Origin of the sequence: Micromonospora sp. NPDC049089, from assembly GCF_040648775.1 — a bacterium.
Classification (GTDB): domain Bacteria; phylum Actinomycetota; class Actinomycetes; order Mycobacteriales; family Micromonosporaceae; genus Micromonospora.
On record NZ_JBEZEH010000072.1, the window covers coordinates 1 to 17,963 of the forward strand.

General features: G+C 70.0%; 19 protein-coding genes and 1 tRNA gene. 7 read left to right on the top strand and 13 right to left on the bottom strand.

The window, feature by feature from the left end; all coding sequences use genetic code 11:
- Positions 1–57: 57 nt before the first annotated feature.
- The 4 genes from AB0B48_RS14755 to AB0B48_RS14770 form a co-directional block, all read right to left on the bottom strand.
- Positions 58–1,965 carry an ABC transporter permease subunit gene (locus AB0B48_RS14755; protein WP_357200983.1) on the bottom strand — a complete coding sequence of 636 codons (1,908 nt, stop codon included), beginning with the start codon at positions 1,963–1,965 and terminating at the stop codon, positions 58–60.
- A gap of 125 nt (positions 1,966–2,090) precedes the next feature.
- Positions 2,091–3,521, bottom strand: coding sequence for an extracellular solute-binding protein (locus AB0B48_RS14760; RefSeq protein WP_357200987.1), 1,431 nt, complete (start codon positions 3,519–3,521; stop codon positions 2,091–2,093).
- A 438-nt stretch (positions 3,522–3,959) separates the two neighbouring features.
- On the bottom strand, positions 3,960–4,730 hold the full coding sequence (locus AB0B48_RS14765; protein WP_357200990.1) for an IclR family transcriptional regulator: 771 nt from the start codon (positions 4,728–4,730) through the stop codon (positions 3,960–3,962).
- A gap of 144 nt (positions 4,731–4,874) precedes the next feature.
- Positions 4,875–5,387 carry a hypothetical protein gene (locus AB0B48_RS14770; RefSeq protein ID WP_357200993.1) on the bottom strand — a complete coding sequence of 171 codons (513 nt, stop codon included), beginning with the start codon at positions 5,385–5,387 and terminating at the stop codon, positions 4,875–4,877.
- 419 nt (positions 5,388–5,806) lie between these two features.
- On the opposite strand from AB0B48_RS14770, the gene AB0B48_RS14775 reads away from it, so the two are divergent.
- The 3 genes from AB0B48_RS14775 (at position 5,807) to AB0B48_RS14785 (ending at position 7,594) form a co-directional block, all read left to right on the top strand.
- Entirely contained in the window at positions 5,807–6,532 is a 726-nt protein-coding gene (locus AB0B48_RS14775; RefSeq protein ID WP_357200996.1) for a DUF4839 domain-containing protein, read from the top strand.
- A 5-nt stretch (positions 6,533–6,537) separates the two neighbouring features.
- Entirely contained in the window at positions 6,538–7,056 is a 519-nt protein-coding gene (locus AB0B48_RS14780) for an SMI1/KNR4 family protein (RefSeq protein WP_357200999.1), read from the top strand.
- 160 nt (positions 7,057–7,216) lie between these two features.
- Positions 7,217–7,594 (top strand): carboxymuconolactone decarboxylase family protein, encoded by a 378-nt coding sequence (locus tag AB0B48_RS14785; protein ID WP_088986731.1) that lies wholly within the window; start codon positions 7,217–7,219, stop codon positions 7,592–7,594.
- Between the two features lie 122 nt (positions 7,595–7,716).
- On the opposite strand, the gene AB0B48_RS14790 is transcribed toward AB0B48_RS14785, so the two are convergent.
- Positions 7,717–7,791: transfer RNA gene (locus AB0B48_RS14790), tRNA-Lys, on the bottom strand.
- Positions 7,792–7,995: 204 nt separating this feature from the next.
- Here AB0B48_RS14790 and AB0B48_RS14795 point away from each other — a divergent pair.
- From AB0B48_RS14795 to AB0B48_RS14810, 4 genes are all read left to right on the top strand, one after another.
- Positions 7,996–8,406: a helix-turn-helix transcriptional regulator gene (locus tag AB0B48_RS14795; protein WP_357201003.1), complete on the top strand. Its 411-nt coding sequence runs from the start codon at positions 7,996–7,998 to the stop codon at positions 8,404–8,406.
- A complete protein-coding gene (locus AB0B48_RS14800; RefSeq protein WP_357201006.1) occupies positions 8,403–9,452 on the top strand; it encodes a GlsB/YeaQ/YmgE family stress response membrane protein in 1,050 nt (349 codons plus the stop codon). Before AB0B48_RS14795 ends, AB0B48_RS14800 begins: the two co-directional genes overlap by 4 nt.
- Before the next feature lie 108 nt (positions 9,453–9,560).
- Positions 9,561–9,863 (top strand): hypothetical protein, encoded by a 303-nt coding sequence (locus AB0B48_RS14805; protein WP_124861128.1) that lies wholly within the window; start codon positions 9,561–9,563, stop codon positions 9,861–9,863.
- Positions 9,864–9,998: 135 nt separating this feature from the next.
- Positions 9,999–11,081, top strand: a complete 1,083-nt coding sequence (locus tag AB0B48_RS14810; protein WP_357201010.1) for an NAD-dependent epimerase/dehydratase family protein — start codon at positions 9,999–10,001, stop codon at positions 11,079–11,081.
- 141 nt (positions 11,082–11,222) lie between these two features.
- Here AB0B48_RS14810 and AB0B48_RS14815 read toward each other — a convergent pair whose 3' ends face one another.
- The 8 genes from AB0B48_RS14815 to AB0B48_RS14850 form a co-directional block, all read right to left on the bottom strand.
- Positions 11,223–12,407, bottom strand: a complete 1,185-nt coding sequence (locus tag AB0B48_RS14815) for a hypothetical protein (protein ID WP_357201054.1) — start codon at positions 12,405–12,407, stop codon at positions 11,223–11,225.
- Positions 12,408–12,489: 82 nt separating this feature from the next.
- Positions 12,490–13,239 carry a ZIP family zinc transporter gene (locus AB0B48_RS14820; protein ID WP_357201013.1) on the bottom strand — a complete coding sequence of 250 codons (750 nt, stop codon included), beginning with the start codon at positions 13,237–13,239 and terminating at the stop codon, positions 12,490–12,492.
- 54 nt (positions 13,240–13,293) lie between these two features.
- Positions 13,294–14,469, bottom strand: coding sequence for a GNAT family N-acetyltransferase (locus AB0B48_RS14825; RefSeq protein ID WP_357201015.1), 1,176 nt, complete (start codon positions 14,467–14,469; stop codon positions 13,294–13,296).
- Between the two features lie 82 nt (positions 14,470–14,551).
- Positions 14,552–15,244, bottom strand: coding sequence for a hypothetical protein (locus AB0B48_RS14830; protein WP_357201018.1), 693 nt, complete (start codon positions 15,242–15,244; stop codon positions 14,552–14,554).
- On the bottom strand, positions 15,241–16,086 hold the full coding sequence (locus AB0B48_RS14835) for an ATP-binding cassette domain-containing protein (protein ID WP_357201021.1): 846 nt from the start codon (positions 16,084–16,086) through the stop codon (positions 15,241–15,243). The genes AB0B48_RS14830 and AB0B48_RS14835 overlap by 4 nt, the downstream gene beginning before the upstream one ends.
- The gene (locus AB0B48_RS14840) at positions 16,083–16,421 is read right to left on the bottom strand and encodes a PadR family transcriptional regulator (RefSeq protein WP_357201024.1); all 339 of its coding nucleotides are present in this window, start codon (positions 16,419–16,421) and stop codon (positions 16,083–16,085) included. The genes AB0B48_RS14835 and AB0B48_RS14840 overlap by 4 nt, the downstream gene beginning before the upstream one ends.
- Before the next feature lie 102 nt (positions 16,422–16,523).
- The gene (locus AB0B48_RS14845) at positions 16,524–17,243 is read right to left on the bottom strand and encodes a protein phosphatase 2C domain-containing protein (RefSeq protein ID WP_355004776.1); all 720 of its coding nucleotides are present in this window, start codon (positions 17,241–17,243) and stop codon (positions 16,524–16,526) included.
- A gap of 115 nt (positions 17,244–17,358) precedes the next feature.
- Positions 17,359–17,919: an XRE family transcriptional regulator gene (locus AB0B48_RS14850; RefSeq protein ID WP_357201028.1), complete on the bottom strand. Its 561-nt coding sequence runs from the start codon at positions 17,917–17,919 to the stop codon at positions 17,359–17,361.
- Positions 17,920–17,963 lie beyond the last annotated feature (44 nt).

Here is a 17,963-nt window from a genome sequence, read left to right on the forward strand (position 1 = left end):
GGGGGGCCGGTCCGTTCTCGGGCCGCTGTGGCGCGCCGCCACCAGCGCCCCGTCGGCTCACCCCTTCACCGCGCCCGCGGTGAGCCCTTCGGTCAGGAAGCGCTGCCCCAGGGCGTACATGATCACCACGGGGATGCTGACCAGCAGCGACGCCGCGGCGAGTTGTCCCTGCGGCACGACGTCTCCGGCGATCATGGATTGCATCCCCACCGGGAGCGTCTTGTACTCGTCCTTCGTGATGAACACGAAGGCGAAGAGGAACTCGTTCCAGGCGTTGGTCAGGGTGAAGAGCGCGACCGCCAGCAGCCCTGGCTTGGCCAGCGGCAGCACCACCCGGCCGAACGCCTGGATGCGGCTGCAACCGTCGACGAGGGCGGCCTCCTCCAACTCGATGGGGATCGACGAGAAGTACCCCACCAGCAGCCAGGTGGCGAACGGCAGCGTGAAGGTCGGGTACGTCACCACCAGGGACCACAACGAGTCGGTGAGCCGGGCACCGATGAGCATCTGGTACAGCGGGATGAACAGCAGCGCGCCCGGCATCACGTAGGTGAGCAGCACCGTGACGGTGAAGCCCTGCGCCCCGCGGAACCGCAGCCGGGCCAGCGCGTAGCCCGCCAGGGCGGCGCAAACCAGTGCCACAGCGGTCGACGCCGCGGACACCAGCAGGGTGTTGAGATACCAGCGGCCGAACGGTTGGTTGTCGAACAGGGCACCGAACTGCTCAAGCGTCCAGGGCGTCGGCCACAGGTCGTCGGTACGCATGACGACCTGACCCTCGGACTTGAAGGCCGTGACGAAGATCCAGTACAGCGGGCCCAGCACGAAGAAGAGCAAGCCAGCCAGCGCGGCCCAGGAACCCACACCCGAGACGGCTGTCGACGAACGGCGACCACCTCGGGACTGGAGGGTCGAGACCACCCGGCCGACCCCCGCCGCGATCAGCAGGATCACACCGAGGACCACCGCCGCCTTCCAGAAGATCTGCGGTGATGCCCAGAGCAGCAGACCGGTGACCAGTGCGGTGACGACCCACGGCAGCGCCCGCCGCGCCGTCCCGGCCCACCGCTGTGCCCCGATCCGCAGCGCTGTGCGGCGTCGCCGGGGCAGTTTGATGTTGGTGTCCTGGCGCAACAACCGGACCAGGACGAACACCAGCCCGCCGATGATCGGCAGCATGACGAGCGTGACCGCCGCGCCCGCGCCGTACTGCAGCTGCAGGATGGCCTTCGAGTAGGCGATGAGCACGTACGGCGCCGTCACGTCGCCCGGGCCGCCCTGCGTCAGCAACCAGACGAGGTCGAAGTTGTTGAACGTCCAGATCGACGACAGGGTCACCGTCACGGTGATCACGTGGCGCAGTCCGGGCAGCGTCACGCTTCTGAACCGCTGCCACGCCGAGGCGCCGTCGATGGTCGCCGCCTCGTAGAGGTCCGCCGGGATGGCCTTCAACCCCGCGAGGAAACACACGGTGAAGAACGGCACCCCCTTCCAGACATTGACGAGGATCACCGACGGCATGGCCAGCGACGGGTCGGACAGCCAGCCCGCGGGCCAGCTGTCGACAAGGTGCGCGCTGGCCAGGAGCGGCCCGATCCCGGTGGCGGTGAGCAGCGTGTTGACGCTGCCGAAGATCGGGTCGAGCAGCGCACGCCAGCTGAACGCCGTCACCACCGTCGGCACCACCCACGGCACCAGGAGCAGCCCGGCCAGCACGGCCCGCCCACGTCGGCGATGGTGCAGCAGCAGGGCGGCGGCCAACCCCAGCACAACCTTGAAAATCTCGGCGTACGCGGTGAATACGAACGAGTTCACCACGCCGGTGTGGAACTGGTCGTCGCCGACGAGCGCGAGGTAGTTGTCCAGGCCGACGAAGACGGTGTCCTGCCCGTGCCGTTCCGTGGTGCTGGTGATTATCGACCGGGCGATCGGCACGAGGACGAGCCCACCGACCAGCACCGCCATCGGTGCCAGGAACAGGGCCGCCAGTCGCCAGTCGCGACCCAGCCGCCGCTGGACAGCGGTGAGGGAGCCGGGCCCCGACGGCGAGGATTTTCTCGCCGCCGGGACCCGGGCAGGACGGACAGACCTCACTGCGGCAGCCCCTGCTGGTTGAAGATCTGCACCATCTTCGCGTGGGCGGCCGACACGGCCTGCGCCGGCGCGGTGCCCTGCACGACCTGCTGCATCATGTCGGTGAGGACGTACGCCGACCCCACCGCCTGCTGGCCCGCGCTGGCCTTCTGCGGGAAGGTCAGGCCGTTCTTCGTGTTCAGCGGCAGCTTCAATTCAGTGATTCTGCGCAGCATGGGGAACGCCGGGTCGCCACTGGTGAAGAACGGGTCGGCGTCCCAGACCTTCTCCCAGGCGGGCATCACCAGGCCAGGCGCCTCCTTCGCCACCCCGAGCAGCGCGGGCGCGCTGACCAGGTACTGCGCCAGGAGCTTGGCGAGCGCCGGGTTCTTGGCACCCTTGAAGACGACGAAGCCCTGCGACTGGCCGAGCAGCAGCGGATTGTCGGTCGCCGGCCCGATGCAGTCGGAGAACACGTGGGTGTTCGCGTGCACCGGGTTCTTCTTGGTCCTGGAGTCCGCGTACACGCTGAACTGGTTGCGGGTGTAGCCGAGGATGCCGGCGAGCCAATTCTCGTTGTTGCTGGTGTCGGTCCAGCTCGCGATCCCCGGTGGCAACATCGGCTTGTACTTCGGGTTGGTGTAGATGTCGCCGAGGAAGGTCACCGCCTGCACGGTCTCCGGGGAGTTGAAGGTGACCTTCCGGCCGTCGTTGGCGGCGATCGACCCGCCGTAGGCGTTGATCAGCGCCTCGATCATGCCGTTGCCGTCACCGGACCGGTTCACCGTCATGCCCCAGCCGAACCGGCGCTTGGCCGGATCGGAGATCTCCAGGCACAGGTCCCGCAGCTCCTCCCAGCTGTAGATGTCCTTGGGGGTGATGCCCTTGTCCTGCATCCAGTCCTTGCGCAGGAACGACCCGATCCCGATGAAGTGGTACGGGATGGCGAACCACTTGCCGTCGAAGACGCAGAAGTTCTTGGCCTCGGCGCAGGGCTCGCCGTACTTGGCGGTCAGCGCGTTGACGACGTCCGTCACGTCCTCCAGGTCGCCCAGCGCCTGGAACTGGGCGACGAACCGCGAGTCGGTCATGAACGCCAGGTCACGGGCCACCCCGCCCTTGACCTCGGCGTCGATCTTGGCCACCACGTCACCGGCGTCGGCCTGGACCAGACTGTTCTCGATCTTCGTGCCGGTGGTGTCGGCGAACTTCTTGATCGAGCTGTCGAGGGCTTCGTTCGCCGCCGTCGAATACAACTTCTGCGACAGCATGCCCATCGAGGAGCCCTTCATCGCCGCCGCGGCGTCGATGAGCTCCTGCGGAACCTCCGGCTGCACCTTGCTGGGCGGATCGGAGTCGCCACCGCACGCGGCCAGACCGGCCGCGCCGAGCACCCCAACCCCCATCCCCAGAAAGCCGCGCCGTGACCACCCCGACTTGTCCTCCATGGACACTCGCCTCCTTCATCTCCCCGCGCACGGCTGCACGCCGAAGGCACAGCTGGCGGACACCGCGACGGTTGTGTTCCAGTTGGTTTCTGCCGGCGACCACCGAGGGCCGCCCGTCGAGATCAGTGCGTCGGTGGACCGCCATGGTGGTGAGCGGGCCCGCCCGTCACAGTGGGACGGCCACTGCCGCGCGCTTCGTCGGAGCCACCCGAGACATGTCGGGTGCCGCTCGTCGGATGGCGCGACGGGGTCGAGGCGATCGGCGACCGGGCCGAGGCAGTAGCGCTGACGTTCCAGTTCGGTCGAGCCACGGGACCACCGCCGTTCGAGATTTCGAACTAGGTTCGATATACCGGATCGAGTGGTCGCGACGCTAGAACAGTGCGAAGAGCGATGTCAATGTTTCGATGTTGTTTCGAACCGAAAGCGGGAGGCGGCCTATCGAGGCTGCGCGCGGTAGCCCATGCGAGCCGACAACGCGGCCGCCCCCTCGCGAACCAGCCCGGTCCATTCCACCTGCACCTGAGGCGTCCAACGGATGATCGGCGCGGACAGGCTCATCCCAGCGATGATGGCTCCGGTGTGGTCCCGGATCCCCGCGGCGACGCAGCGCATCGCAGTGTCCGACTCACCGATATCGACAGCGACGCCCTCCACCCGGACCCGGTCCAGATGCTCACGAAGAAGATCCGGAGCGGTGATGCTGTCCGGCGTCATGCCCGGCAGAGGGTCCTTCAGCAGGACGGCATCCAGGTCCGCCTCATCGAGGGCCGACAGCAGCACCTTGCCCACTGCCGTGCAGTGCGCGGGCAGCCGCAGCCCGACCCCGGAAACCATCCGAACCGGGTGGGTGCTGTCGAACTTGACGAGGTAGATGACATCGGCGCCGTCGAGCACCGCCACATGAACCGCCTCATCGCACGCGGCGGCCACGTCCCGCGCGACGCCCTGCGCCTCGCGTACCAGATCAAGCCGGCCCGCGAACGCCGCGCCCAACTGGAACAGCGGCATGCCGAGCCGATACTGCACGGGCTGACCCGGTATCGAGATCAGGTACGCGCGAGCCTCAAGCGTCACGAGCAACTCGTGGACGGTCGTGCGGGGCAGATCGAGTCGCTCCATCACCTGGCGGGCCGACAGTTGAGGGCAGTCCAAAAACAGTTCCAGGACGTCGAGTGCGCGGATGACCGCCGGTACCACACGGGGCATGTTCGATAGTCCCTTCGCAGTGCCGGACCCGTGTCAACGATCTCCACACGAGCCAGCACCTGAAGAGGATATCTACGTCAGCCCGCCGCGCCAGGTGCCAACCTCGTCGTTGATCCCCTGCAACGCGCCCGGATTCCGGGGCGTTCAGGACCCGGTCGTCTGGAATCTGTGAAGCGCGGCCTCGGTCACCCGGGTGAGGTGTTCGGCGCCCCCGGGCTTGTTGCCCTCCGCCTGAACCACCACCAAGGTGGTGCCGGTCCGGACGAGGATGACGTCCCACTCCAGGGTTTCAGGACCCGACGTCGTGGCGTTGATGACGTGAAGGCTGTCATCGCCCAACTGCGGCCCGGCCGCGACCGCGAAGCGATAACTGCCGCCCTGGTCGGGCAGCACAACGGTCGGGCAACTGCCGATGAACGTCCGCAGGTCCGCCATCGCTCGCCGTGCACCGTCGTCGGTGTAGGTCCTGAGGACCTCCGTTCCCACCCACAGGTCATCGGGACCCGCGTCGAAGCTGAGGGTGGCTGCGGCTATCGCTGACGGAGTTCCGGTCAGCCGCCTCGCCGACAGCAGCGGGATCATGCTGCGCGAACACGCTGCGCCGACGTCTGGACGTCGATCGCCAGCATCGAGTGCCATGGTGGTCGCGATCTCCACGCTGAAGCCGGGCGGTAGCGACTCCGGGGTCACCAGGCGTGCGGACAGCGCGGCGGAGTACCCGGGCCCGCCGGTCGCCGGAACTGTTGGGGAAGGCGACTCCGTGACTGTCGCCTGCTTCCTTGCCTGCGCGGATTGATCCGGTGCGGGAGCCGCCGGAGAACCGCAGGCGGCCACCACGGAGACGGTCGCCACCGCGACCAACCCACGCAGCAGAATCCTGTGCACCGGGCAGACTCCGCCTCTCGCCGAAAGGCGTCAGGCTACCAGCGCGACTTCAGCCGTCGGGCAGCGAATGTGGCCCACCGCGGCGCTGTCGATCAAACTGACGTTACACACGGCCGGTGTCAGTTGTGCCTGTCCCCTATGCTGCGCCAGGCAGTTGGTGTGAGCAGTCCACTCAGGGGGCGCGGAGCCGCATGGCCGACGAGATCAAGTACGAGTACAAGACGGTACGGCCAGTTCGCGGCACCGACGGCTGGGTCATCTCGAAGATGCAGAACGATGGCTGGGAGCTCGTGCAACAGGTTCCAGGCACGCTCCGCTCCACAGTCAACTTCCGTCGGCCGAAGAAGCCACAGCCGTGGCTCCTGATCGGCGCGGCAGCCGCCGTCCTCGTGATCCTGGCCATCGTCATCGGCACCGCCTCGGCACTCAGTGGCGGAGACGAAAAGGAGGACAGGCCAGAAAAATCGACGGCTGCGGTGAGTGAGAAACCATCTGCTACGCCGGCTCCGACCGCTGTCGAGTCGGCTGCCACTGAGGTAATCACGCCGCAGAACAATCCGGAGTTCGCCGCGCTGCTGAAGGCGGACGATTGCGACGACGCGAATCTGGCCTTCGCGACCAGGTACGAGGGCAAGACGGTCGCGTTCAACGGCTCGATCGTGAACATGGCGCCCCACGGTGACTACGACACCCGCTACGACTTCCTCCTGGGCCCAGGCGACATGGGACCGAACACGACGGTCGGCCCGGCCTTCAAGTACGAGGACGTCAACATCCTCGACCTGAAGCTGACCGGCAAGAAGATCCCCGCCACCGTCGGCGTAGGCGACAAGTTCCGCTTCGTCGCCGAGGTAGGTGAGTTCAACCCCGCCCAGTGCCTCTTCTTCCTCGACCCGGTCTCCACGGAAGCCCGGTAGTCAAGATGGACAGCCGTACCCTGCCGACTCCTTTGTCCGAAGCTCATGAAGTCGGCTTCGACTACAGGGACGGCGTCGGCGTCGACTTCGAGCCGTACCCGCACTTCCTCGACTCGGGCGAGATTGCCGAGTGGTGGAGGGCGTGGACCGGAAACGCGGAGCTGGACGGTTCCGAGTTCCGGGTCTTCGGGCAGGACGGCACCGGAGGCCTCGCCGCGTTCTGGCTGGTGCGTCACGGTGAGCCGATCGAGCAGCAGCCGGTGGTGTTTCTCGGTTCGGAGGGCGAAACGGGGGTCGTGGCGCAAACCCTGTGGGACTACCTGTGGCTCATCGCCGACGGTTTCGGCCCGTGGGAAGCGACGGCCTATCCCGATCACGAACACGAGCCTCGTACAAATGCCCGCCTCACGGAGATCGCCCAACGCTGGGCACCGTCGCGTCGCAGGTCGGCGGATGACGTCATTACCGCAGCGCGGGAAGAGTTCCCCGGCTTTGATGAGCTGATCGGCTCACTGTGCCGGTAGTTGGCGTGAGGGGTGCTCGACAAGATTGGGCAGGCGCTCCACCGCATCCGATGCTATGCCGACCACCGGTTTCCCGGAACGGCCGACCGAACGCCCGGGTAGGCGCGACGCTGGAACCGAACGGCAGTCGATCGGCTGACACGTACGGAGGTGGCAACGCATGCCCGACGATCCCCGATACCAGCAGGCCCTCGACACCGCGGAGCGCCTCCTCGGCCAACCGTTGACCCTGCCGCTGGCCGACGGGGAACCCGCGGTCGGTCAGGACTTTCGGCGGTTGGCGACCGAACACACCTTCGGCGACTCGTGGCCGCGACCGGGCCTGGACCTGCGGAGCCGCTGCCTGATCTCGGTGGCCGTCGCGGCGGCGCTGGGCACCCACGAGCCGCTGCGGGGGCAGTTGCGCATCGCGCTGACGTCCGGCGTGACCAAGGAGGAGATCGTCGAGCTCTTCATCCACCTAGAGGCGTACGCCGGGGCGGCCCGGGCGTTCGACAGCTACCAGGTGGCCGCGGCGGTCTTCGGCGAGCACCGCTGACGACGCTGCCACCATCCCGTCTGCCGCAGAGGAACTAGCCGCCTAACTCGTCACGCCTGAGTTGTGCCCTGGCTGTGCCCGATGATCTCCGGTCGGAGTTGTCGCAGCTCAGAGTCGGTGAATGGTGGGCCGCCAGGGACTCGAACCCTGAACCTATGGATTAAAAGTCCACAGCTCTGCCATTGAGCTAGCGGCCCGCGCGCTCAGGTTACCCGACCGTCTGCGGCCCGGCTGATGTCCGCCCCCGGTCCGGCGGAGCGATGCCGGTCTACGCCCGCGCCACAGGACCTCCGTCTACGGTGCAGGGCTCAGCGACCCGCTTGCGCACCGGCCTGACGTCTCCGTCAAACTTCCGCACCGCTTTGTCACCGGTATAGCTTCATCACCGATATATTGACGTCATGCCCACACCCACGCCGCTGCGGGAACCCACCTTCTTGATCCTCACCGCGCTCGCGCGGGAACCCATGCACGGCTACGGCATCACCAGCGACGTCGCGGCCCTCTCCGGTGGGCGGTTGGCGCTGCGGCCCGGCACCCTCTACGGCGCACTCGACCGCCTCGCCGACGAGGGGCTGGTCGAGCGGGACCGCGAGGAGGTCGTCGAGGGTCGGCTACGCCGCTACTACCGGCTCACCGAGGTTGGCCGATCCGTGCTTACCGCCGAGACCGAACGACTGCGCCGCAACGTCGAGGCCGCCACGCAGCGGTTACGTGCTCGACCTGCGGGCACCCGCGCCGCCGGCGGCACCTCACGCGGCCCCCTGACGGTCGCCCGTCCCATCCTTCGACCGACCGGAGGCCCGGCATGAACCAGCCCAACCCCGCAAAGGATCAGGCCGGGTCGCCGCTGGAGTCCCGCTACCGGCGGCTGCTGTGGGCCTACCCGGGTGACTACCAGGCTGAGCGGGGCGACGAGATCGTCGGGACGTACCTCGACACCGTCGATCCGGGGCGGCGCTGGCCATCCCCACACGACGCCGTCGACCTGCTCGGCGCCGGGCTCCGGGAGCGACTGCGCGGGTACGGCGCTCTCGGGCTGGTTGCGGCTCTCCCGCTGGCCGCGACCGCCGCGCTGAACACCCTGGTCGCGGTCTCCGTCTTTCTGCTCCTGCAGGTCGAGTTCGAAGATCCCCGCTTCGCCGGGCTGGAGCCGGTCGGTCCGTTCCAGACCCTCGGAGCCGTGATCTGGCTGGGCTGGCTGCTCGTCGCCGTCACCGCAACGGCGCTGCCCGGGGCCTGGGCCCGCGCCGTCGCGGCCGGCGGTCTCCTGCTGACCGTCGTCGTGCCGCCCGTGGCCGCCGTCACCGGGCAGCCGGGGCCACCGCTGTTCGTGCTGGTTCCCGCCGTCGCGCTCGGCCTGGCCACGCTCGCGCTGCCCTCCCATCCCGGCTGGGTGGCGCGTGGCCTGCCGCCGCTCACTGCCGGTTGTGTGACTGTCGCATCGGTGGCATTCAGCGCCGCCGAGCACGGCGGGAACATGTTCACCTCGTACGGCTCGATCCCCGAACTGTTGGCGATGGTCGGGGGGTTGATGTTCGCGCTGGTCCTGCTCGTCGGCCTCGGTCGCGCCCTGCGAGCGGACGACGCCGGCCTCTGGGCGACAGTGCTGCTCGCCACCCCGGCCGCCCTGTTCGGCGCCAACCAGCTCAGCCAAGGGATCTGGGGCAGCCAGGGAGGTGGACCGACCTCGGCGGCCTACGCCACCACGACCGGGTCGATCCTTCTTGTCGGCGCGGCGCTGCTGGCAGCGGCCCTCGCCGGCCAGGCCGCACGACACCAGACCGTACGTCGGCGAGTGCTCGACGACGCCTGCCCGACCTGCGGACACCGCTCGACCGCGACGGCACGGGCCTGACTTCGGGCAGGACCTCCGGGTGGGCGGGGTCCGAGGTGTGGGGTCGGTGATCTGGAGTGGTCCGCACGGTGGCGCATGGGTGGCGGCCGGTGGGGAACCAGGACCCGCATGGGATCGAGCCGACTGCCGGCCGTGGCGGCCTCCGGGGAGGAGGTCGGGCGCGATGGCGTACGCCAGCCGGGTGGCGAGGTGCACGCCTGGTTGCCCGGCCAGAACCAGACGGTCTGCGGCCTGGCGTTGAGCCGGACCCGTCTGCGTCGCTTCCCGCATGTGCGCTTCGACTACTCGGGTACCGACGTGCTCACCGAGGCGGACGCCGTGGGCTGGATCTGCCCACGCTGCCTGGCCGCCACCGCCGGTAGGCGGGGCAAGGAAAAGCACGGCTGGGTACGGGAGTCTCCTCGCCCTTGATCGACTCGGGATCCCGGTAGTCGGGGTGTCCTGGGCGCGCGGATGCCGCGACTTTCAGGAAGTCGAGTGGATCAAGCGGCGGGTCACCGCGCTGGTGGGTGGTTGAGCTGCTGCTGGGCGGGTACGGGGTCGGGCATGCGGATCGTGGTGGTGGGGGCGAGCGGCAACGTCGGTACGGCGCTGCTGCGGCGGCTGCGCCGGGAGCGGGGCGTTGAGCTGGCCGGTGTCGTTCGACGGTTGCCCGGCCCGGATGCCGGCGAGCCGTACGACCAGGTGGAGTGGCACTCCTGCGACATCGGCGCGCCGGGCGCGGCCGGGCAGCTCGCCGAGGTGTTCGCGGGTGCGGACGCGGTGGTGCACCTGGCCTGGCAGATCCAGCCCAGCCACGACCAGCGGGTGCTGCGCCGGACCAACGTCGAGGGCAGCCGGGCGGTGATCAACGCGGTGGTCCAGGCCGGCGTGCCAGCCCTGGTGTACGCCTCGTCGGTCGGCACCTACGCGCCCGGCCCGAAGGACCACCCGATCAGTGAGCGCTGGCCGGCAACCGGTGTGCCCGGTTCGTCGTACAGCGAGCACAAGGCGGAGGTGGAGGCGCTGCTGGACGGGCTCGAACGGGATCACCCGACGCTGCGGGTGGTACGGATGCGCCCCGGGTTGATCTTCCAGCGGGCCGCCGGTGCCGAGATCACGCGTTACTTCCTCGGCCCGTTGGCGCCGGTGCGGCTGCTGCGCTTCGGCCGGATCCCGCTGGTGCCGACGAACCGCCGGTTGCGGATGCAGGCGGTGCACGCCGATGACGTGGCTGACGCGTACGCGCGGGCGGTGTTGGGTGATGCGCGCGGAGCCTTCAACGTCGCCGCGGACCCGGTGCTCACCCCGGAGCTGGTGGCCCGGCACTTCCATGGTTGGACGGTGCCGGTCGCCGCGCCGGTGCTGCGGGCGGCGGCGGCGCTGACCTGGCGGGCGCGGCTGCAACCGGTCGACGCGGGCTGGGTGGAGCTGGGTCTGAACGCCCCGCTGATGTCCAGCGAGCGCGCGGAGACCGAGCTGGGCTGGCAGCCGAAGATCAGCGCGCTGACGGCGCTCAGGGAACTCTTCGCCGGAATGGCCGACGGCGACCACACGCCGAGCCCGCCGATGTCCGGCGCACCGAACCTGCCCGGCCGCCCCGCTGCCCTCCTCCACGCCCGCCCCCCAGGCGAAGGAAACCCCTACTGACCCCACCCCGCCCACCCCGCCCGCTCCGCCCCACCCCTCAGCTCGTCGATCAAGAGCTTTCGGTCAGGAAACGCCGCCCCGACGACCGAAACCTCTTGATCACCGGCGCCGGGGGCCATGGGAGCGGGGGGCGGGGTTGGGTTAGGAGAGCTTGGAGTTGGTGAGGGTGGGGTTGCGGGCGCCCAGGAAGAAGATGCCGGGGAAGCCACGGGTCTCGAACGTGGCGCTGGGGTTGCGCCGCAGGGTCGAGTTTTCGATCCTCATCGTGCCGGTGCGGTTGTTGCTCACGAAGAAGACCGCGCCGCCGCCCTCGTTGGCAGTGTTGTTCTCGATGATCGTGCCGGCGATCCGTACGGTGAACTCGTTGCCGTCGCAGTAGATCGCGCCGCCGCTGCCGCCGCCGGGCGTACCGGACTTGGCCGGGTTGGCGCCGCTGCCGATTGCCTCGTTGTTCCTGAGCAGGCTGTTCAGCACCACCCACGACACACCGATGCTGCTCAGCGCCCCACCGTTGGAGCAGGAGCCGCCGTCGAAGGTGCTGCCCACCACGTACACCGGCTTGTTCTCGTACTGGCTCAGCACCCGGACGGCCGCGCCACCCAGGTCGGGGCCGGTGCGGTCGCAGCGGTTGCGGACGAAGCGCGAGTTGATCACCTTCAGCCGGCCGCCGCGTACGAAGATCGCCCCACCGCCGCCGCCCTCGGCCTTCTCGCCTGTGGAGTTGCCGTCGGCGAAGGTGAGGTTCTGCACGGTGAGCTGCGGGTGATCCTGGTTCTGGCAGTGCGAGGTGGTGAAGCCCTGGGCCTCGTCGCAGGTGTTCATGTAGAGGATGCGGCGCTGCCCCTGGCCGCTCAGCGTGACGGTGCCGCCGCCGTCCAGCACGATCTTCGGCCCGTTGGCGTTGCGGACCTTGGCGGTGGCGGCCATCTTGATCGTCACCGGGGCGGGTCCACAGTTGAACGTGATGACTCCGCCGGCCGCGACGGCCTTCACCACCGCCGCGGAGGTGCAACTCGCCGGGGTGCCAGTGCCGATTCTCCGGGTCGGCTTCGAGGTGTCCGCCGCTCGCGCCTCGGCCGGCACGGTGGCCCTGCCGTTCGGGTTGCCGGCGGCGAGCACCTTGTTGGCGGGCTTCGGGCTGGCGCTGGCCCCCGGGCCGCCGAGGCCGTCGCGAGCCCCCGGCGTCTCACCCTGACCGCCGGTGGGCAGGGCCGTCGGCGAGGCGGTCGAGCCGGCCTCGAAGGTGGGGGCCGGGTCGTTGGGCGCGCAGGCGGGCAGGGTCGCGGTGGCGACACCGAGGACGAGGAGAGCGGCAAGCGACGTCATGCGCACCCCGTGATGCTAGGAGCCGCTACGGCGTCGCGACGAATCCGCCGGGCCGGTTTAATGCACCGCTAAGACGCCGTCATCAGGTGTGGGAGAGGGCGAAGGCGGTCAGGAAGCCGGCGACGGTGATCAGACCGACCAGCAGGTGCGCGTTCTCGAACGCCTCCGGGACCATGGTGTCGGTGATCATGGCGAGGATCGCGCCGGCGGCCAACGCGGTGATGGCGGCCATCACCTCCGGCGGCGCGCCCCCCAGCAGCGTGTTGCCGACCAGCGCGGCGACGCCACTGATCAGCGCGATCCCGGTCCAGAGCAGGAACACGTACCGTCGGGTGCGGCCGGCCTGGCGCATGCCGGCGGCGCTGGACAGCCCTTCCGGGACGTTGCTGAGGAACACCGCCGCCACCGTGACCAGGCTGACCGCGCCGCCGCCGAGCAGGCTGGCGCCGATCACGACCGATTCCGGTACGCCGTCGAGCAGCGCGCCGACGGCCAGCGCCGAGCCGGAACCAGGCTGCTCGCTCTCGGAGGGTTGCTGGTCGCCGGACCGCTTCCGGTGCCGAGCGCCGTGCCGGGCGAGAGCCAGGTTGGCCACTGTGTAGACCACCGCGCCGGCGGCAGCGCCGAGAGCGGTGGGCAGGAGCCCGCCCTGCGCGTGCGCCTCGGCGATCAACTCGAACGACACGGCGGAGAGCAGCACTCCCGCGCCGAACGCCATGATCGACGCGATGAGGCGCTGCGGCACCCGGGCGAACCAGCCGACCGCCGCCCCGACCAGCAGAGCCGACCCGGCCAGCAACCCCCATCCACCCGCCTGTAACCACTCCGGCATTCGCGGGACCGTACCCACGCTCGCCGAGGCGACAAACCCGTTTGTGAGGAGGGCTCAGAAGTCGGCGAAGAGGTACGGCACCCGGCGGGGGAAGAGGCCGCGCAACTCCGTGGCGGCGTCCACCGGCACCTCGCCCAGACCGCGCAGTGGCAGCTCGGCCGGGTCCAGCACCCCGTACGCGAGGGCGGAGAGACCGGCGGCGGTGAGCGTGGCGGTCGGCGCGCGGCCGGTGGTGTCGTCGACCAACTCCAGCGCCCCGGTCGTGCCGTCGAGCAGGTGGGTGCCGGCCAACCAGCGGTCCCCGGTCAGCTCGATCCGCACCCGGCCCGGGCCGGCGGGCAGCCCGCTCAACGCGTCCAGCGACAGCAGCCGGGCCATCGGCGCGGACGAACCCGGCACCTGGGTACGGGCCTCGACGTGCACGTCCAGGTCGGTCAGCCACAGCTCGGGCAACTCGTCCGGCGGAACCTGAACGGTGATCCGCTCGATCTGGTCGACGTGCCGGGCGAAGAACTGCAACAGCAGCGCCCGCGCGAGCGGGTCGGTGACCAGCAGCTCGTTGCCGTGCAGCGTGCCGCCGTAATCGTCGATCCGGTACGTCACCGCGCCGGTGACCTCCCCGCCGACCCGGGCGGTGAGCAACCAGTACTCGTCGCGGTCACGCATCCCGACCGCCCGGTTCTCCGGGAAGATCGCGAAGCCGTGTCGTTCCTGGAGGTTGCGTTCGGTGAACGCCCGCCACGCCGGATAGCCGGCGGCAACGCGCTCCCAGCCGACCTCGCCGGGCAGGTCCACCCGGAGCAGCGAACCCAGGTTGGCCGGGGTGAAGGTGACCCGGCGCGGCTTGGGCAGCCCGATGTAGCCGAACCGGGCGTAGAAGCTGGGCCGGAACGGATAGAGCGCGCTGAGCGGATGGCCCTCGTCGCGCATCTCGTCGAGGAGTTGGTGCAGCAACGTCCGGACGTGTCCCTGCCGGCGGGCCAGCGGATGGGTAGCCACCCCGGCGACACCGGCCATCGGCAGCACCACCCCGCGCAGGTTCTGTCGCATCGGGATGGCCGAGACGGCGGCCAACGTGGTGCCGTCCTCCTCGGCGATCAACGTCCGGTTGCCCTGGTTGTAGGGCAGGTAGTCGCGAAACTCCGCCGTCCGGGCGGCGCTGAGCGGCGAGGACTCGAAGGCGTACGCGGCAAGCGGAAAGCTGGTGGTGAGACGGTCGTCGTCGGTCACCCGGCGAATGGTCATTCGCCCATCTCAACCCGCCGCGCGGGTCGCAGCAACCGGATTGGCCCGATCCGCGGCCGGCCCGGCGTCAGCCGACCGGCAGGTGCCGCAGGTGGCGACGGCGGCGCAGGCGGACGCTGGCCACCGCGGCCACGCCCAGAGCCAGCAGGGCGGTGACGGCGACCCCGTGCAGCAGGCCACGGGAGAGGTAGCCCTGGTCGGTGTTGTCGACCGTCCAGGTGGCGATCTCCCGGCTCGACCAGAACGGCGTCAATCTCGCCCCCGACCCGGCCGGGTCGATCAGCATCTGCACCGTCACCACTGTGAGCAGCAGCAGCGTGCCCTCCAACTCGCGGGGCAGCAGCGCACCGATCAGCATTCCGAACGGCGCCGCCACCGCGACGGAACAGAGCAGCGCCGCCGCCAGGCCGCCGTACCGCAGGTCCGCGCCGTCGATCATCGGGAGCAGGAAGAAGGGTACGGAGATGACCAGCCCCACCGTCCACAGGCCGAGCATCCGACCGAGATAGAGATGGTGTGGGCGGTAGCCGGCCAGCCGCAGCCTCGGCTCCAGCTCGCGGGCCGCGGTCGTGGCGAACAGCGCGGCGGTGCTCACCGCCCAACCCACGCCGAGCAGCAGCGAGCGAACCGACTGCCCGAGGTAGGCGTCCCGCCGGATCAGGTAGAAGGTCAACGGCATCAACAACAACAGCAGGAGTACGCCTCGACGCCGCAGCAGCTCCCGCAGGGTCATCTCGGCGACGGTGACGAGCCGGTTCACGGGCGGCCTCCCTGGATGCCGGGCGCGTGCCACCCGGACTCGTGTGCCGGGGTCAGGTCGAGCACGATGTCCACCCGGTCGAGTTGGTTGAGCAGGTGGGTCACCACGACGATGGCCGCGCCGGCGTCGCGCAACCTGCTGAGCTGGTCCCAGAAGTTGACGTACGTGCCCTGGTCGAAGCCCTGGTACGGCTCGTCGAGCAGCAGCACGTCGGGGGCGCTGAGCGTGGACATGGTCAGGTTGAGCTTCTGTCGAGTGCCGCCGGACAGGTGGCGGGCCTGCACGTCGCCGCCCGCTTCCCAGCCGAGCTGCCGTGCCGCCGCCCGACCGGCGCGGCGGGCCGGGCCCCGGGCCACACCCTGACCGGCGCCGACCAGCACGAAGTGCTCGTCGGCGAGCAGGAAGTCGGCGGTGCCGCCAGACTGCGGGCAGTAGCCGAGCCGCCCGGAGACGGTCACCTCACCGGCGTCCGGTGACATGAGGCCGGCGCAGATCCGGAGGAAGGTGCTCTTGCCGCAGCCGTTCGCGCCGACGACGGCGGCGATCTGTCCGGCCCGGACGGTGAGCGTGGCGTCGCGCAGCACGGTTCGCCGTCCGTACCGCTTGGTGATGCCTGCCGCGTGCAGCCGGACCGGCCCGGGGCGCGGGCCGGGCGCGGTGCCGATGCTCTCCACGACAGCGCCCGCGTACTGCTGGGGTGGGCCGAAGACGACCCAGGGGTCGCCGCCGCCCTCGCGTAGGTGCGTGGCGGCCTCGGCGACCACGTGCCGTGCGGCGTCCGCCGCGACCCGGCGCTGGTGCAGCTCGGCTGTGAGCGTGCGCAGCCAATCGTCGGCGTTCACCGGGTGACCCCCTTCGTGACGATGTCGTTCACCGGCCGGACGAAGGTGAGCCAGGCGCTGCCGCCCGCGTGGAGCGCCGCGTGCCCGTCGTCGGTGAGCCGGTAGTACTTGCGGGCCGGCCCGGCGCTGCCCTCCCGCCACTGCGCGGTCACCAGGCCGGTCTTCTGTAGGCGCAGCAGCACCGGGTAGAGCGTGCCGCCCTGGATCGGCCCGACGCCCGCCGCGTCGAGCGCCTGGGCGAGTTGGTAGCCGTAGGACTCGCCTTTGGACAGCAGGGCCAGGACGCAGATGTCGAGCACCCCCCGCAGCCACTGCCCGCGCCGGTCGGAATCCACGCGTCGGACAGTAGCGGCGCTAGCTAGATGGCACAACCACCTACTGTGGCAGCGGTACCCGAACCAGTCGGTTCGGGTGAGCCGCCGAGGGAGCCGTACGGGTCAGCGGGCGACGACGTCGGAGACCACGACTGTGACGTTGTCCGGTGCGCCGGCGTGGTGAGCCAGCTTCACCAGCTGCTCACCGCACTGCTGGCGGTCGGCGTACATGCCCAGGGCCGCGGCGATGGCCTCGTCCTCGACGTAGTCGGAGAGCCCGTCGCTGCACAGCAGCAGCCGGTCACCGGCGACCACGGTGAGCACCCCGACCGCCGGTGGGGTGTCGGCGCCCTGCACGGCCCGGGTCACCAGGGACCGCTGCGGGTGGTGGCGGGCCTGCTCGGGAGAGAGGGTCCCCTGATCGACAAGCGCCTGCACGAACGTGTCGTCCCGGGTGAGCTGGGTCAGCTCCCCCTCACGCAGCAGGTAGCAGCGGGAGTCGCCCACCTGGGCCAGCACCAGCGTCTCCCCGGCCAGTAGCGCCGCGGTGAGCGTCGTACCCATGCCGTCCCGGCTCGGGTCGACGGTGATGGCGGCGTGGATGCGCTGGTTGGCGGTGCTGACCACGGCACGCAGCGCGTCGGCGGCGCCGTCGGGGTCGGTGGGGGGAGCCAGCTCGTCCAGGATCCGGATCACGATCTCGCTCGCCACCTCGCCCGCAGGCAGCCCACCCATGCCGTCGGCGACCGCGATCAGGCGGTCACCGGCGAGGGCGGAGTCCTCGTTGTTGGTGCGCACCAAGCCGATGTCGTTGAGGATGACCGAGCGGAGGATCAGCGTCATGGGGTCAAGCTTGCCAAGAACAACCGGCATTCGTCTCTACGCCTCCTACCTAGGTCGAGAAATGATTGCGATTATCGTCGACGAGGTCGACGGTCCGTGACCGATCGGCGCGGTCTCAGCGGCGCGGATAGCGCAGCAGCAGGCTCGCGGCGACCTCCTCGTCGCCCACCGCCGCGTAGCTGTGTGGCACGTCCGACACCCAGCGGAGGTGGCCACCGGCCGCGGCCGTCAGCGGTGCGTCGGCCGGCCCGGCGCGCAGCACCCCGGCGAACACGGTGACGTGCTCGGTGACTCCCGCCGGGTGGGCGGGCGAGAGCTGGCCGGCGCCGGGCGCGACCCGCATCCGGTACAGCTCGTAGGTCGCGTCGGTGTCGGTGAAGACCTCCAGCAGGGTGGCGGTGACCGCGGTGCCGTGCACGGTGGGCCCGGCGGCCGGCTCCGCCAGCACCGCCGTCAGCGGTACGCCGAGCTGCGCGGTGACCGCCCAGAGCGTCTCCAGGGTCGGGTTGCGGGTGCCGTGCTCCAGGCCGGAGAGGGTGGCCTTTCCGACACCGGCGAGCCGGGCGAGTGTGGACAGCGACATCCCCTGCTCCTCGCGCAGGGCGCGGACGCGGCGCCCGACGACGGCGGGATCCACGTCGAGGCCCGGGCGCGGGGCTGGTGGTGGGTGCGGCACCCGGCTATCGTGCTACACGCTTCCGTTCCGTAAACGGAACAGTC